The organism is Mesorhizobium sp. (assembly GCF_004963255.1).
Lineage (GTDB): Bacteria > Pseudomonadota > Alphaproteobacteria > Rhizobiales > Rhizobiaceae > Mesorhizobium.
Genome location: NZ_SUGA01000043.1, coordinates 19,548 through 33,508 on the forward strand (window position 1 = coordinate 19,548; position 13,961 = coordinate 33,508).

Annotated in this window: 14 protein-coding genes; 7 read left to right on the forward strand and 7 right to left on the reverse strand. The window is 64.3% G+C overall.

The genetic code is table 11. The annotated features are described in order from the left end of the window. The first annotated feature begins 4 nt into the window (after positions 1 to 4). Positions 5 to 1,240, forward strand: a complete 1,236-nt coding sequence (locus tag E5X34_RS28705; RefSeq protein ID WP_292571979.1) for an FAD-dependent monooxygenase — start codon at positions 5 to 7, stop codon at positions 1,238 to 1,240. 51 nt (positions 1,241 to 1,291) lie between these two features. Here E5X34_RS28705 and E5X34_RS28710 read toward each other — a convergent pair whose 3' ends face one another. The 5 genes from E5X34_RS28710 to E5X34_RS28730 all read right to left on the reverse strand — a co-directional run bounded on the left by E5X34_RS28710 (position 1,292) and on the right by E5X34_RS28730 (position 6,455). Continuing rightward, on the reverse strand, positions 1,292 to 1,960 hold the full coding sequence (locus tag E5X34_RS28710; protein WP_292571982.1) for a TIGR02117 family protein: 669 nt from the start codon (positions 1,958 to 1,960) through the stop codon (positions 1,292 to 1,294). A gap of 234 nt (positions 1,961 to 2,194) precedes the next feature. Further along, a complete protein-coding gene (locus E5X34_RS28715; RefSeq protein WP_127251314.1) occupies positions 2,195 to 2,998 on the reverse strand; it encodes an amino acid ABC transporter ATP-binding protein in 804 nt (267 codons plus the stop codon). A 16-nt stretch (positions 2,999 to 3,014) separates the two neighbouring features. Then, positions 3,015 to 4,172, reverse strand: coding sequence for an amino acid ABC transporter permease (locus E5X34_RS28720; protein WP_292571985.1), 1,158 nt, complete (start codon positions 4,170 to 4,172; stop codon positions 3,015 to 3,017). Between the two features lie 4 nt (positions 4,173 to 4,176). After that, positions 4,177 to 5,364, reverse strand: coding sequence for an amino acid ABC transporter permease (locus E5X34_RS28725; protein ID WP_292571987.1), 1,188 nt, complete (start codon positions 5,362 to 5,364; stop codon positions 4,177 to 4,179). A 62-nt stretch (positions 5,365 to 5,426) separates the two neighbouring features. Next, positions 5,427 to 6,455 carry an amino acid ABC transporter substrate-binding protein gene (locus E5X34_RS28730; protein ID WP_292571990.1) on the reverse strand — a complete coding sequence of 343 codons (1,029 nt, stop codon included), beginning with the start codon at positions 6,453 to 6,455 and terminating at the stop codon, positions 5,427 to 5,429. Positions 6,456 to 6,920: 465 nt separating this feature from the next. Between E5X34_RS28730 and E5X34_RS28735 the strand changes: the two genes are divergently transcribed. After that, the gene (locus E5X34_RS28735; protein ID WP_292571992.1) at positions 6,921 to 8,093 is read left to right on the forward strand and encodes a cystathionine beta-lyase; all 1,173 of its coding nucleotides are present in this window, start codon (positions 6,921 to 6,923) and stop codon (positions 8,091 to 8,093) included. 72 nt (positions 8,094 to 8,165) lie between these two features. On the opposite strand, the gene E5X34_RS28740 is transcribed toward E5X34_RS28735, so the two are convergent. Continuing rightward, positions 8,166 to 8,816 (reverse strand): ABATE domain-containing protein, encoded by a 651-nt coding sequence (locus E5X34_RS28740; RefSeq protein ID WP_292571994.1) that lies wholly within the window; start codon positions 8,814 to 8,816, stop codon positions 8,166 to 8,168. Positions 8,817 to 9,136: 320 nt separating this feature from the next. Between E5X34_RS28740 and E5X34_RS28745 the strand changes: the two genes are divergently transcribed. From E5X34_RS28745 to E5X34_RS28760, 4 genes are all read left to right on the forward strand, one after another. Beyond that, positions 9,137 to 9,979: an alpha/beta hydrolase gene (locus E5X34_RS28745; protein ID WP_292571996.1), complete on the forward strand. Its 843-nt coding sequence runs from the start codon at positions 9,137 to 9,139 to the stop codon at positions 9,977 to 9,979. Between the two features lie 19 nt (positions 9,980 to 9,998). After that, on the forward strand, positions 9,999 to 10,769 hold the full coding sequence (locus E5X34_RS28750) for an SDR family oxidoreductase (RefSeq protein WP_292571998.1): 771 nt from the start codon (positions 9,999 to 10,001) through the stop codon (positions 10,767 to 10,769). Positions 10,770 to 10,802: 33 nt separating this feature from the next. Beyond that, positions 10,803 to 11,087 (forward strand): hypothetical protein, encoded by a 285-nt coding sequence (locus E5X34_RS28755; RefSeq protein WP_292572000.1) that lies wholly within the window; start codon positions 10,803 to 10,805, stop codon positions 11,085 to 11,087. Between the two features lie 213 nt (positions 11,088 to 11,300). Beyond that, positions 11,301 to 12,386: an HPP family protein gene (locus tag E5X34_RS28760; protein WP_292572002.1), complete on the forward strand. Its 1,086-nt coding sequence runs from the start codon at positions 11,301 to 11,303 to the stop codon at positions 12,384 to 12,386. Positions 12,387 to 12,413: 27 nt separating this feature from the next. Here the strand turns inward: E5X34_RS28760 and E5X34_RS28765 are convergent, their stop codons facing one another. Then, positions 12,414 to 13,280, reverse strand: coding sequence for a crotonase/enoyl-CoA hydratase family protein (locus E5X34_RS28765; RefSeq protein ID WP_292572004.1), 867 nt, complete (start codon positions 13,278 to 13,280; stop codon positions 12,414 to 12,416). Positions 13,281 to 13,363: 83 nt separating this feature from the next. Here E5X34_RS28765 and E5X34_RS28770 point away from each other — a divergent pair, with 83 nt between their 5' ends. After that, positions 13,364 to 13,954 (forward strand): TetR/AcrR family transcriptional regulator, encoded by a 591-nt coding sequence (locus E5X34_RS28770; RefSeq protein WP_292572006.1) that lies wholly within the window; start codon positions 13,364 to 13,366, stop codon positions 13,952 to 13,954. Positions 13,955 to 13,961: the final 7 nt, after the last annotated feature.

The following is a 13,961-nucleotide window of genomic DNA, read 5'->3' on the forward strand; positions in this document are numbered from 1 at the left end:
GACCATGATTGAAGCACGGTCCCGGCAAGTCGTCATAGCCGGGGCCGGCATCGCCGGACTGACGGCAGCACTTGCCTTCGCCGAGCGCGGCTTGCCGGTGAAACTGTTCGAGCAGGCCAAGCAGCTCCAAGCGGCCGGCTCCGGCCTCCAGCTGGCTCCCAACGCAAGCCGCATCCTGCGCCGGCTTGGCGTACTCGACCGCCTGTTGCCCAACGCGGTCCGGCCCGAAGCGGTGGTGCTGAAGGATGCGAAAAGCCTGCGCGAGCTGGCCCGCGTGCCGCTTGGAGAGGCGGCCGAGAAGCGCTGGGGTGCGCCCTATCTGGTGGCGCACCGCGCCGACCTGCAGGCGGCCCTGGCGGAAGAAGTGGCGGATAGGCCCGATATCGAGCTCGTGACCGGCGCGCGGTTGACCGGCATCGCCGCCGACCCGCGAAGCGTGACCGCGACGGTCGAGGCCGACGGCAAAACCACGTCGCTTGCAGCCGGCCTGCTGGTCGGTGCCGATGGCGTCTGGTCGACGGTTCGCGCGCTGCTTGCTGCCCGGGACTCCGCCTTCGCGAGAAGCCGCTTCTCGGGCCGACTGGCCTGGCGCACCACCGTTGCGATCGACAGCCCCGCCGGGCAGGCATTTGCCGAGATCGGAGCGGCTGGCTGCGTCACCACCTTCCTGCATCCCGGCTTCCATTTGGTTGCCTATCCGGTGAGCAAGGGCCGCACCGTCAATCTCGCCGCTTTCACCAGAGGCGAACGCATCGCGGAAGGCTGGTCGGGCCATGCCGACCCGGCCATCCTGTCCAATGCCGTGCGTGGCACCGCGGCGATGCTCGCAAAGCTCGTCGCGTTGGCGGGGCCGTGGACGGCATTTCCAATGCACACTGTCCGGCAACAGCGCTGGGCCGTCCCGCAAGGCATAGCGCTGATCGGCGACGCCGCGCATGCGATGACGCCGTTCGCGGCGCAGGGCGCGGCGATGGGCATCGAGGACGCCTCGATGCTCGCCAATCTGGTCGCCGATCTTCCGGGCGATCCGGCCCGGGGCCTTGCCATTTGGGAGAACCTCAGGCGACCGCGCGTCGAAAGGGTGCTCAAGCGCGGCGCGTTCAATCGGCTGACCTGGCACGCCTGGGGACCGGTGGCGGTCGCCCGCAATCTGGTGCTGGCGACGCGGCCGCCGGAAAAGCTCGCGGCCGACCTGGACTGGCTCTACGGGTGGGAGGAGCGGAAGGTGGAGCGGGGGTAGCGTCTGTTACAAAGCTGGACGGAACGCGGCGTTTGCAAGTTCCCATCAGCTTCAATCATACAGCCCCATCGACCACCACAGCGATACCGGCAGCGGGTTCCACCAACCCGTGCGAATGCCGGCGACGCGTAATCCCGCCGCCGTCCAGGTGTTGCAGCCAACCAGCGCGTTGAAACGCCCATTGGCTTCGTAGAAACGATCGTAGGTCGAGTAGCCGGCTTTCTCGATGGCCACGGGCCCGCCCGTGCCCTGCCGGAAACTCGCCGCGATGTAGTCGAGGAGGGCCGCGAAATGCGCGTCGTCGATGTCGAAGCCAGCGACATCCGGATGCGGCTCCTTAATCGCGTCGGCGACATCGACATGCATCACCGAGGCGTCGAGCGTCAGCGCCTTCAACACCGGCGCGGCTTTCAATTGCGACCATATCGGCGTCTCCAGATAGAAGGCGCGGCCGCCCCAGCCGAAGACGATGTAGCGTGCATCCGAGGCATCCATCGGCAGACCGGCATCGGCCAGGAAGGCGAAGCGCCGGCGAATGCCGTCATCGAGAGGGACAGCGATGTCGGTGTGGATCGGGTTCTTCAGCACCAATATGCGCCGCGTCCCCTCGCCTTTGGCCATCGCCGCGGGCCAGAGCGGGCGCGGCACCAACGTGCCGAGCGCGGCGGCGAGAAGCAGCGCGGCAACCAGCATCAGCAGGTATCGCAGGAGTCTTCTCATTGAGCGCGGCGCCGAAGCCGTCCGTGACATCGTCATACTCGGGCTTGACCCGAGTATCCATGCCGTGACTGCTGCCGTGAGGTGCGACGGTGCAAAATTCTGCAATCATCGCAGCGCTTTAGCGTCACGGCATGGATCCTAGGGTCTGCGCGCGTCGCTTCGCTCCTTGCTACGCCCCAGGATGACGACCGCGTGGTTGCTGCGGGCCTCCGAGACTGTCACCCAGTAGCCCGCTCAGTGCAGGATCTGCGACAGAAACAGCTTCGTCCGCTCATGGCGCGGATGGTCGAAGAACTCGGCCGGGGTGTTCTGCTCGACGATCTGGCCCTGATCCATGAAGATCACCCGGTTGGCGACCTTGCGGGCAAAGCCCATCTCGTGGGTGACGCAGAGCATCGTCATGCCCTCTTCCGCCAGACCCACCATCGTCTCCAGCACTTCCTTGATCATCTCGGGATCAAGCGCCGAGGTCGGCTCGTCGAACAGCATGATGCGCGGGTTCATGCAGAGCGAGCGTGCGATCGCCACACGCTGCTGCTGGCCGCCGGAGAGCTGGCCCGGGTATTTGTTTGCCTGTTCCGGGATCTTGACGCGCTTGAGGAAATGCATGGCGATTTCCTCGGCCTGCTTCTTCGGCATCTTGCGCACCCAGATCGGCGCCAGCGTGCAGTTCTCGAGAATCGTCAGATGCGGGAACAGGTTGAAATGCTGGAACACCATGCCGACCTCGCGGCGGACCTCGTCAATCTTCTTCAGATCGTTGGTGAGCTCCTTGCCGTCGACGATGATCTTGCCCTTCTGGTGCTCTTCCAGCCGGTTGATGCAGCGGATCATGGTCGATTTGCCGGAGCCGGAGGGACCGCAAATGACGATGCGCTCGCCGCGCATCACCTTGAGGTTGATGTCCTTCAGGACATGGAACTCGCCATACCATTTGTGCATGCCGACGATGTCGATGGCGACATCGGTGGTCGAGATGTGCATCTTCTTGGCATCGACCTTCAGGTCTTCCGCGCTGACCGCGTTTTCGGTGGACATGGCCAATTTCCCCTTTTTATCTCTTATACCCGGTGTCGAGCCGGCGTTCGGTGTACATTGAATAGCGCGACATGCCGAAGCACAACAGCCAGAAGACAAAGGCGGCAAAGATCAGGCCGGACTTCGGGGTCTGCGGCGTCGCCCAGTTCGGGTCGGCGAAGTTCTGCTTCACCACGCCGAGCAGGTCGAACATCGAGATGATCAGGACCAGGCTGGTGTCCTTGAGCATGCCGATGAAGGTGTTGACGATGCCTGGGATGACCAGCTTCAGCGCCTGCGGCAGCACGATCAGGCCCATCTTCTGCCAGTAGCCGAGACCGAGCGAATCGGCGCCTTCATACTGGCCCTTCGGGATCGCCTGCAGGCCGCCGCGGATCACTTCCGCCATATAGGCGGCGGCAAACAGCGACACGCCGATAAGGGCCCGCAGGTATTTGTCGAAGCTGACGCCTTCCGGCAGGAACAGCGGCAGCATGACGCTGGCGAAGAACAGCACCGTGATCAGCGGAATGCCGCGCACCGTCTCGATGAAGACGACGCATAGCCATTTGATGATCGGCATCTTCGAGCGCCGACCGAGCGCCAGCACGATGCCCATCGGCAGCGACACGGCAATGCCGACGAAAGACAGGCTGAGCGTGACCAGCAATCCGCCCCAACGCGGGGTCTCGACATGCGGCAGGCCGAACACGCCGCCGACCAGCAGGAAGAAGGCGACGATCGGCAGCGCCACGAAGAGCAGGAGCGCGTTCAACCCCTTGCGCGGCACGCGCGGGATCAGCATCGGCACCAGCAGCGCCACGAACAGGATGGCGACCAGAATCGGCCGCCAGCGCTCCTCGACCGGATAGGTGCCGAACATGAACTGGCCGAACTTGGCGTTGACGAAGGCCCAGCAGGCGCCGGTCCAACCGTCGGGCTGGATGCCGCCTTGCGAAGCGGTCGTGCATACCGTGCGGTCGGGGCCGGTCCAAACGGCGTTGATGAAGGCCCAGTTGACGATTTGCGGCAAGACCCACACCACGATGGCGATGCCCAGCACCGTGAGGATCGTGTCGCCGACCGAGCCGATCAGGTTCTTGCGCACCCAGGCATAAGCGCCGCGTTCGGTAGGCGGCGCCGGCTGCGCCAGCGCCATCTCGGTGCGCACCCAGGACATATCGTGTTCCTGCATGGCCTTACCTCTCCACCAGCGCCATTCTGGCGTTGACGATGTTCATGACAAAGGACGTCACCAGGCTCAGCACCAGATAGGCGATCATCATGATGAACACGCCCTCGACCGCCTGTCCGGTCTGGTTCAGCACGGTGCCGGCGGTGGCCGTCAGATCGGGATAACCGATGGCAATCGCCAGCGATGAGTTCTTGGTCAGGTTCAAATACTGGCTGGTGAGCGGCGGGATGACGATGCGCATTGCCTGCGGGATCACCACCAGCCGCAGGATCGGACCGGAGCGCAGGCCAAGCGCCGCTGCCGCCTCGGTCTGGCCCTTGCTGACGCCCCTGATGCCGGCGCGCACGATCTCGGCGATGAAGGCCGCGGTGTAAAAGGATAGCGCCAGCAGCAGCGACAGGAACTCCGGCTTGATCCAGAAGCCGCCGGTCAGGTTGAAGGTCGACTGCTTCGGGAAATCGAAGGTGAGCGGCATGCCGCCGAGCAGGAAAGCAAGCACCGGCAGGCCGATGATGAGAGCGACCGACGTCCAGAACACCGGGAATTGCTGGCCGGTTGCCAGCTGCCGCTGCCGCGCCCTGTGGGCGACGAACCAGGCCATCGCAATGGCGAGCAGCAATGCCACGCCGATCAGCCAGGAGCCATCTCCCCAGACGACGCGCGGCAGATAGAAACCACGTTGGTTGAGGAAGGAGCCAAAAGGCAAATGGATGCTCTCGCGCGGCGGCGGCAGCACCGCGAGCACGCCGGAATACCAAAAGAAGATGACCAGCAGCGGCGGGATGTTGCGGAAGACCTCGACATAGACCGTGCAGATCTTGCGGATCAGCCAGTTCTGCGACAGCCGGCCGATGCCGATCAGGAAGCCGACGACAGTGGCAAGCACGATGCCGGCGACGGCAATGATGATCGTGTTGAGCAAGCCGACGACCAGCGCTCGGAAATAGGTCGAGTCGGACGTGTAGGTGATCGGCGTGTCGGAGATGTCGAAGCCGGCCCTGCTCTTGAGGAAGCCGAAGCCTGAAGCGATGTGCAGGCGCTGGAGGTTCTCGATGACGTTGTGGACGATCCACCAGATCGAGCTGAACAGCAGGATCACCACCAACGTCTGAAAGAACAGGCTGCGTATTCTCGGGTCATTGATGAAGGAGCCGCGGCTCGGCTCCCCGCGAAGGATTTCCTGCGAAGCCATGGACCGTCCCCTGGAAAGAGAAACCGGGAGGCAGACGACCTGCCTCCCGGATCACGTTTCAATCAGCGGATCGGCGGGCCGTATTGCAGGCCGCCCTTGGTCCACAGCGCGTTGATGCCGCGCGCGATCTTGAGCGGGCTGCCCGAACCGACATTGCGCTCGAACATTTCACCGTAGTTGCCGACAGCCTTGACGATGTTGACAACCCAGTCGTTGGAAAGGCCGAGATCGGCGCCGTACTTGCCGTCCGGCTCGGTGCCGAGAAGGCGCTGGATGTTCGGGTCGGTCGAGGTCTTCATCTCCTCGACATTCGCCTGGGTAACGCCGGCCTCCTCGGCGTTGAGCAGCGCGAAATAGGTCCAGCGCGCGATGTGGGCCCACTGGTCGTCGCCCTGGCGCACGGCCGGGCCGAGCGGCTCCTTGGAGATGATCTCGGGCAGCACGACGTGATCGGCCGGCGAGGACAGCGTCAGGCGGATGCCATAGAGGCCGGACTGGTCGGTGGTGTAAGCGTCGCAGCGGCCGGCATCATAGGCGGCGTTGACCTCTTCCAGCTTCTCGAACACGACGGGGTTGTATTCCATCTTGTTCTTCTTGAAGTAGTCGGCGAGGTTCAGCTCGGTCGTGGTGCCGCTCTGCACGCAGACGGCGGCGCCCGAAAGCTGCAGCGCCGAGTTCACGCCCGGCAGCTTCTTGGCGTTGATCATGAAGCCCTGACCGTCATAGTAGGTGACGCCGACGAAATCGAGGCCGAGCGCGCTGTCGCGGTTGCTGGTCCAGGTGGTGTTGCGCGACAGTATGTCGATCTCGCCCGACTGCAGCGCGGTGAAACGCTCCTTGGCGCTGAGCGGCGTGAACTTGACCTTGGAGGCGTCACCGAAAACGGCGGCCGCAACGGCGCGACAGAAGTCCGCGTCGATGCCTTTCCAGTCACCCTTGTCGTCCGGCGCCGAAAAGCCGGCGAGACCGGTCGAGACGCCGCACTGGAGAAAACCCTTCTGCTTCACGGTATCGAGCGTGCCTGCCGAAGCGGCGGACGCCATGAACCCGAGCGCGGCGGCGCCAAGAATCCCGATTGCAATGTGTTTCATGACCCACAGACCCTTTTCTGTTACAGGCGCCCCTGCTGCCAGGCGACGCTTGATCTTTTTTCGTTGTGAATGCAGCTCCCACTTCAAGGCCCACTCCCGGACCTGCATCGGTTGCCGATGCGCTGCCTCCCATTCACGAAACGCATCGAAGGCGATTATTCCTGTGAGGTCAAGGGAAATGACCGAAAGCCCAAAGGTTTGAAAAGCAATTGCCGCAAATGCCTGAATTGCGGACAAGAGCCCATGAAATCGGCAGGCCATGCGAACAAATCAGTCAAGTTGCAGCGGCGCGAATCCATGATCCGGCGGCCGAATCCGCTTCGGCAATAGCGGTGCTTTATTGGGCGCAGGCGGGGTTGGATTGGCCCAGCCGAAGACGGGCTTTTGGCGAGCCTGGCGCGGTTGCGCGGGCTTGGCCGCAGCTTTATGGCTGGTGCCCTGACATCATTCGATAGGCGACGAACAATGGCTAAAGACGGCATCGGAATGGGCACCAACACGCTGCTTGCCCATTCCGGCAACAACCCGCGTGACTATTTCGGCTTCGTCAACCCGCCGGTCGTGCACGCCTCCACGGTGCTTTACCAAGATGCCGCCTCGATGGCCGGACGCAGCCAGAAATACACTTACGGCACGCGCGGCACGCCGACGATGGATGCGCTGACGCTCGCCGTCGACGCGCTGGAAGGCTCGGCCGGCACCATCGCGGTGCCTTCGGGACTGGCGGCGGTGACGGTGCCGCTGCTCGCCTTCCTCGCCGCGGGCGACCATCTGCTGATCGTCGACAGCGTCTACCACCCGACGCGCCACTTCGCCGATACGATGCTGAAGCGGCTTGGCGTGGAGGTCGAATATTACGAGCCGCGAATCGGCGCCGGCATCGCCTCGTTGATCAGGCCCAACACAAAAGTGGTGTTCACCGAATCGCCGGGATCGAACACCTATGAGATCCAGGACATACCGGCCATCGCCAAGGCGGCGCATGAAGCGGGCGCCATCGTGATGATGGACAACACCTGGGCGACGCCGCTCTATTTCAAACCGCTCGACCATGGCGTCGACATCTCGATCCATGCGGCGACGAAATATCCGGCCGGCCATTCCGACGTGCTGCTCGGCCTGGTTTCGGCCAACGAGGCCTGCTGGACGAAGCTTTATGATGGCTTCTGCACGCTCGGTTGCTGTTCGGGACCCGACGACATCTACCAGGTGCTGCGGGGACTGCGCACGATGGGGGTGCGACTCGAGCATCATCGCAAGAGCGCGCTTGATATCGCGCGCTGGCTGGAAGAGCAGCCGGGCGTCGCGCGGGTGCTGCACCCGGCGCTGGAAAGCCATCCCGACCATGCGCTGTGGAAGCGCGATTTCTGCGGCTCGAGCGGCGTCTTCTCGATCGTGCTCAAGGGCAGCGGGCAGAAGGCCCAGCACGCCTTCCTCAACGCGCTCAAGATCTTCGGCCTCGGCTATTCCTGGGGCGGCTATGAGAGCCTCGCCGTGCCGGTTCACCTCGGCGACCGCACGCTTACCAAGGGTTCGTATGCTGGTCCGCTGATCCGCCTGCAGATCGGGCTGGAGGATGTCGAGGACCTCAAGGCCGACATCGCCCGCGGGCTCGCCGCGGCGGCTGCCGCCGAGTGACGAACTGATGCCGGCGACATGGTGCGCCGGGCGCTTGCGCGCGATCCGGGTGCGTGCCGCGCCACCAGCCAGTCAAGCGAGGCGCGGCGCGCCTCGCTTGATTTCATGATGGTCGTGATCCTTGTGCCGGTGCCGGTGCGCCGCCTGCTTTGCCCGGTTGCCGCAGGCCGCCATGCTGCACCAGCGGCGCCTGTGGCCGCGGGTATGATCGGCAAAAAGCATCGTGCAGGCCGGTCCCTCGCAAGCCTTCACATGTGAAAAATTCTCGGTGCAGACGAGTTTGGCCAGCGCCTCTCCGATCGGCAGAAGGAGCGCCTCGGGTGTGCGCCACTTGCGGACCGTCTGAAGCCCAAACGCCGCGTCGCCGTCGGCCAGCGCGATCCGGCTGAAGGTCTCGTCGCGTTCAAGCAAGCGGTTGAGCGGGTCGAGCTCCGCGATATCCGCAGCGATCAGCGCCCGCCCCTTGTGTCCGTACACAAAGCCCCTGAACCATTCGCGCAAATGCCGCGCCTGATCGGCGACCTTGTCGAGCTCGCCGGGCAGCGCCTGGCCGCGAATCGCCACCAGCGCTTCCGCCGGCACCAGCCGCGCCTGCCCAAGCCAGTCCAGCAAGCCCTCGCCGTCGTCGATCCAATCGACCGGCGCGTCGAGCGGGGTGGCGATCGAGTTCAGAAAATCCAGGCCGGGCGCGTCGCCGACGAAAAGCGCGGGTGGGCGAACCATCGAAACTTCCTTTCCACTCCAAGCGGCTTCCGCCGTGGCGTCCATCGGTGAACACGACTCCGTGATAACCGGTTCGGAGCTTCTTGACAAGTTATGCGGAAAGGTAATAACCGTTCTAAATAGGTCAATACGGTTACAGACCCACGAAAGGATCCGATAAGTCAGCGAAGCAAATGAATGTCGTTTGATTATCGAGCGCTCGGATCAATGGGGCGACCTGGACCAAGGTCAACGCCATCGTGATGGCGTGTGAGGCTAATTCCCAACGCGCAGATAACCTTCTAATTCAAAATATGTAAGTTATGAAAACGGAGACAAAGATGATCGCCTACCGTACCGCAGATGTCGACGGCTTCACCATTTTCTATCGCGAGGCCGGCACCCCCGGCGCGCCGAAACTGCTCCTGCTGCATGGCTTTCCAAGTTCCGGCCATATGTTCCGCGACCTCATTCCGCTGCTCGCCGATCGTTTCCATATCGTCGCGCCGGACCTGCCAGGTTTCGGCCGTTCCGACATGCCGCAAGCCAGCGACTTCACCTATACGTTCGACCGCATCGCCGAGATCATCGACCGCTTCACAGAGGTGGTCGGCTTCGACCGCTACGCCATCTATGTCTTCGACTATGGCGCACCGACAGGTTTTAGGCTGGCGGTGAAGCATCCCGAGCGCATCGCCGCGATCATCTCGCAGAATGGCAACGCCTATGAGGAGGGTCTGAGCGACGGCTGGAATCCCATCCAGACCTATTGGCGGGATCCTTCGCCCGCCAACCGCGAGGCGCTGCGCGGCTTCCTCAAGCCGGAAGCGGTTGCCTGGCAATACACGCATGGCTCACCGGCGGAACTGGTCTCGCCTGACGGCCATTCGCTGGACAGCTTCTATCTCGCCCGCCCCGGCAATGAGGAGGTTCAGCTCGACCTCTTCGGCGACTACAAGAGCAACGTCGCGCTCTACCCAGCCTTCCAGGCCTATTTCCGCGCGCACAGACCGCCCCTCCTGGCGGTGTGGGGCAAGAACGACCCCTTCTTCCTGCCGCCGGGTGCCGAGGCGTTCAAACGCGACATACCGGACGCGGTCGTGCGCTTCCTCGACACCGGCCATTTCGCCCTCGAAACCCACGCCGGGGACATCGCCGCCGCCATCCGCGACTTCCTCGGCTGATCAGGAAAGAGAACTCGCCATGCCGAGATCCGTCGCCGTCGTCACCGGAGCCAGCCAGGGCATCGGCCAGGCGACCGCCATCCGACTGGCGCGGGACTTTCCCGCGCTGGTACTGGTCGCCCGCAACCGGGCGAAGCTGGAGGAAACAGCCGAAGTCGCGAAAGCTGCCGGCGGCGAGGTGCTGGTCATCGATGCTGACCTCGCCCGGGCGGACGCCGCGCAGGCGGTGGTTGACCGGACGCTCGCCGCCTTCGGGCGTGTCGACGCTCTGCTCAACATCGCTGGCGCCGTGCCGCAGATCGACCTGTTCGACATGACCGATGAGCAATGGGACGCCGGGCTGGCGCTGAAGCTGCATGGCGCCCGGCGTCTGACCGTCGCGGCATGGCCGGCGCTGAAGGTGGCCGGTGGCTCGGTGGTTCTGATGTCGGGCAATTCGGCGCTGGTTCCCAAGGCGTCTTATGCGGCGGTCGGAACCATCAACGCGGCGATCGTGGCGCTCGCCAAGGCTTTCTCCGACCGCGGCATCGCCGACGGCGTGCAGGTCAACAGCGTACTGCCAGGTCCGGTGATGACAGGACGCCGGCGATCCTATCTCGAGCACTGGGCGCCGCTGCATAAGATGAGTGTCGAGGAAGCGACGGCCAATTTCCCCAAGGAAGCCGGCATTGCCCGCTACGGCGAGCCGGGGGAGATCGCCGAGCTGATGGCCTTCCTCGTCTCGCCCGCAGCTCGCTGGCTGACCGGCTCGACGCTGCGCATGGACGGCGGCGAGGTGAAGTCTGTTTGACTTGAAACGTCGATCGCAAAGGAGGATGGACCGATGATCGCATGGGACCCTGTAACCCGCGCTCATGTCTTGCGCGCGATGGAAGACTACGACCGGCTGGGGCCTGAACGGTTCCTTGCCGAACATGGCTTTGCCCCGACCACCACCTATGAGCTGGCCTGGGAAGACCGCCTCTACCCGCCGAAGGCGATCCTCGGCGCGGCGTATGAATTCGCCACCGGCAAAAAGCTCGCCTCGGGCGACTTCGAGGGCGGCAAGAGCGGCGCGGTGAAGGTGCTCGGTAAACTGGGGTTCGCTGTACGGCCCAAGCAGAGTTAGCGTCGCCGGCGGTTCCCTGATCGAATCCGCAAACCATCGTAACGCCTTGACGCGATTGACAAAGGCAAAGCCGCTAGCGGCATGTCCGCCGCAGCGCGCCGCGCAATAATATTCCCTTGTGCCGTAAAGATACGGATTGGTTTGACTTCCAAATCCGCGATTTCGGCGGCATTCCGTGCAGCGCAATTCCACCCATTCGATCCAGGGCCTGCCATGGCGTTTCGCCTCTTTGTTCCAATCCTCGCCGGAGCGACGCTTCGCGAACGGCTGCTCGCCTGCATCGGCGCGACCATCGGCATCGCGCTCACCGGCATGATCAGCGGGCTCGCGACGGGTAGCGGTCCGCTTGTGGTGATGCTGGTGGCGCCCATGGGCGCTTCCGCGGTGCTGCTCTTTGCCGTTCCGTCGAGCCCGCTGGCGCAGCCCTATTCGATCGTCGGCGGCAACACGATTTCGGCGCTGATCGGGGTGACGGTGGCGCATTTTGTGCATGACACGGTGATCGCCTCCGGCCTCGCGGTGGCGCTGGCGATCGCCGCCATGTCGTTCACGCGATCATTGCATCCGCCGGGCGGCGCGGCGGCGCTTACCGGCGTGCTCGGCGGGCCGGCGGTTGCGGCGGCCGGCTTCCTGTTTCCGTTTGTGCCGGTGGCGCTGAACTCAACCATCCTGGTCGCGCTCGGCTTCCTCTTCCATAAGCTGTCGCGTCGCAACTATCCCCATGTTCATGTGCCGGCCAACAGCAGTCACGGCACAGCCGACCGGCCGCCGGCCGAGCGCGTCGGCTTCCGGCCCGAAGATGTCGATGCGGCGCTCTCGGCGCTCGACGAAACCTTCGACATCGACCGTGATGACCTGGAGCGCCTCCTGCGCCAAGTCGAGCTGCAGGCGATGGTGCGCTCGCAACGCACGCTGCTTTGCCGGGACATCATGTCCCGCGATGTGATCTCGGTGCCGGAGACGGCTTCAGCGGACGAGGCGCGCAACCTTCTGATCGACCATAACATCCGCACCTTGCCGGTCATCGACGCGGGAGGACGGCTCACCGGCGCAATCGGCCTGCGCGAGCTGACGAGAGCGACCGACACGGTCGGAGGAGTGATGTCGAACGCAAGCACCGCCTCGCCCGACATGCCGGCGATGAGCCTGCTGCCGGCGCTGACTGACGGACGCAGTCATGCGGTGGTGATCGTCGATGGCGGCCGGCATATAGTCGGGCTGATCACGCAGACCGACCTGCTAGCGGCGGCCGCGCGCGCGCCGCAGGCAGGCAAGGCGCCGTTGAAAGCGGTGGCCTAGGAGCGCTGAGCCGCGTCGGGCAAGGCGTCAGCCAGGCAAGCCGGCCGCCCGGTCGACACGCCGCGTGGCGCGCGTGGCCTTGTCCGGCCGGGCGAGATGCGCCCATAAGCCGTCATAGACCGCCTGCCTCCGCTCGATCCAAGCATTCAAGCCTTCGCGCAGGTCTGCTGTCGGGGCCACGCGGGCGAATTGCTCCGCCTCCACCAGCAAGCCTTCCGCGATGCTCAGGTTGATGCCACGCGCCACCGCCGTGAGGATGCTGGCGACCGCCGTCTGCGAATGACTGACGATGCGGCGGGCAAGATCAAGGGCCGCCCGCATCAGCTCTTCGTGCGGCACGACCTGGTTGACCAGGCCTAGCTCGGCGGCACGAGCCGCCGAAAATGTCTCTCCGGTCAACAGCAGCTCCAGCGCGCGCTTGCGGCCGGCCAGCCGCGGCAGGCGCTGCGTGCCGCCGAAAGTCGGCGGCATGGCAAGCTTGATCTCCGGCTTGGCGAACAAGGCGCGATCACTGGCGATCGCCAGCGGCACCGCTTCGGTGATCTCGCAGCCGCCGCCAAAGGCGAGGCCGTTGACGGCGGCGATCACCGGCTTGCGGAACGCTTCGAGCCGCGCTGTCAGACGCTGGCCGCGCATGACGAAATCGCGCAGCGCCGCATCGGTGCCCTCGGCCACGCTCAACGAGAACTCGTGGATATCGCCGCCGGCGGAAAAGGCGCGTTCCCCTGCCCCTGTGAGAATGACCGCGCGCACGTCATCATCCGTCTCGATCAGGTCGAGGCGCGACAACAGCCGGTCGATCAGCGCGTAGTTCAGCGCATTCAGCTTGTCGGGGCGGTTGAGTGTGAGGATCGCAACGCGGTCGCGCGTCTCGCTCAGCACAAGGTCGGTCATGGCCTTTTCCTTTCCGGTGGTTCGGCGGGATAAGGAGCAGGCTTTCGATTGCTTGTATATTCACTAGTTGGTATACTTACGCGATGAGCGAAAAGACCAATCCCACGCGAAAACGCCTGGTCGATGCGGCGACCAAGCTCTTCTACGCCGAAGGCATCGGCCGCGTCAGCGTCGACGCCGTGGCCGAAAAGGCAGGACTTACCAAGCGCACGCTCTACTACCATTTCAAGAGCAAGGACGACCTGATTGCGGCCTATCTCGACGGTCGTGACCAGCCTAATCTCGAGCAGATGGCGGGCTGGTTCGACGCAGCGGAGGGCGGCGCGGACAAAAAGGTCGAGGCGATCTTCGCCAACCTGGCGCGGGTTGCCCGCCATCCCAAATGGAAGGGCTGCGGCTTCCTGCGCACGGCGGCCGAGCTGGCGGCGATGCCGGGGCATCCGGCGGTGAAGGCGGGAGCACGCCACAAGACCAATTTCGAGAAATGGCTGGCCGGCGCGCTTTCAAGCCACGATATCGCCCAGGCGAAGATGCTGGCGCGCGAGATTGTGCTTTTGATGGACGGCGCCTTTTCCAGCATGCTGATCCATCACAATCCCGACTACGTCAACGCCGCCGGCCATGCCGCCGCGACGCTGATACGGGCGCGGATGGCCGGCAAACACGCAGCTTAGATCGTGG

Bases quoted from the DNA above. Each gene is read 5' to 3' on its own strand.
- E5X34_RS28705 (WP_292571979.1), top strand. From the start codon at position 5: ATGATTGAAGCACGGTCCCGGCAAGTCGTCATAGCCGGGGCCGGCATC.
- E5X34_RS28755 (WP_292572000.1), top strand. From the start codon at position 10,803: ATGATCGCATGGGACCCTGTAACCCGCGCTCATGTCTTGCGCGCGATG.
- E5X34_RS28710 (WP_292571982.1), bottom strand. From the start codon at position 1,960: ATGAGAAGACTCCTGCGATACCTGCTGATGCTGGTTGCCGCGCTGCTT.
- E5X34_RS28715 (WP_127251314.1), bottom strand. From the start codon at position 2,998: ATGTCCACCGAAAACGCGGTCAGCGCGGAAGACCTGAAGGTCGATGCC.
- E5X34_RS28765 (WP_292572004.1), bottom strand. From the start codon at position 13,280: ATGACCGACCTTGTGCTGAGCGAGACGCGCGACCGCGTTGCGATCCTC.
- E5X34_RS28750 (WP_292571998.1), top strand. From the start codon at position 9,999: ATGCCGAGATCCGTCGCCGTCGTCACCGGAGCCAGCCAGGGCATCGGC.
- E5X34_RS28730 (WP_292571990.1), bottom strand. From the start codon at position 6,455: ATGAAACACATTGCAATCGGGATTCTTGGCGCCGCCGCGCTCGGGTTC.
- E5X34_RS28770 (WP_292572006.1), top strand. From the start codon at position 13,364: ATGAGCGAAAAGACCAATCCCACGCGAAAACGCCTGGTCGATGCGGCG.
- E5X34_RS28720 (WP_292571985.1), bottom strand. From the start codon at position 4,172: ATGCAGGAACACGATATGTCCTGGGTGCGCACCGAGATGGCGCTGGCG.
- E5X34_RS28725 (WP_292571987.1), bottom strand. From the start codon at position 5,364: ATGGCTTCGCAGGAAATCCTTCGCGGGGAGCCGAGCCGCGGCTCCTTC.
- E5X34_RS28735 (WP_292571992.1), top strand. From the start codon at position 6,921: ATGGCTAAAGACGGCATCGGAATGGGCACCAACACGCTGCTTGCCCAT.
- E5X34_RS28760 (WP_292572002.1), top strand. From the start codon at position 11,301: ATGGCGTTTCGCCTCTTTGTTCCAATCCTCGCCGGAGCGACGCTTCGC.
- E5X34_RS28740 (WP_292571994.1), bottom strand. From the start codon at position 8,816: ATGGTTCGCCCACCCGCGCTTTTCGTCGGCGACGCGCCCGGCCTGGAT.
- E5X34_RS28745 (WP_292571996.1), top strand. From the start codon at position 9,137: ATGATCGCCTACCGTACCGCAGATGTCGACGGCTTCACCATTTTCTAT.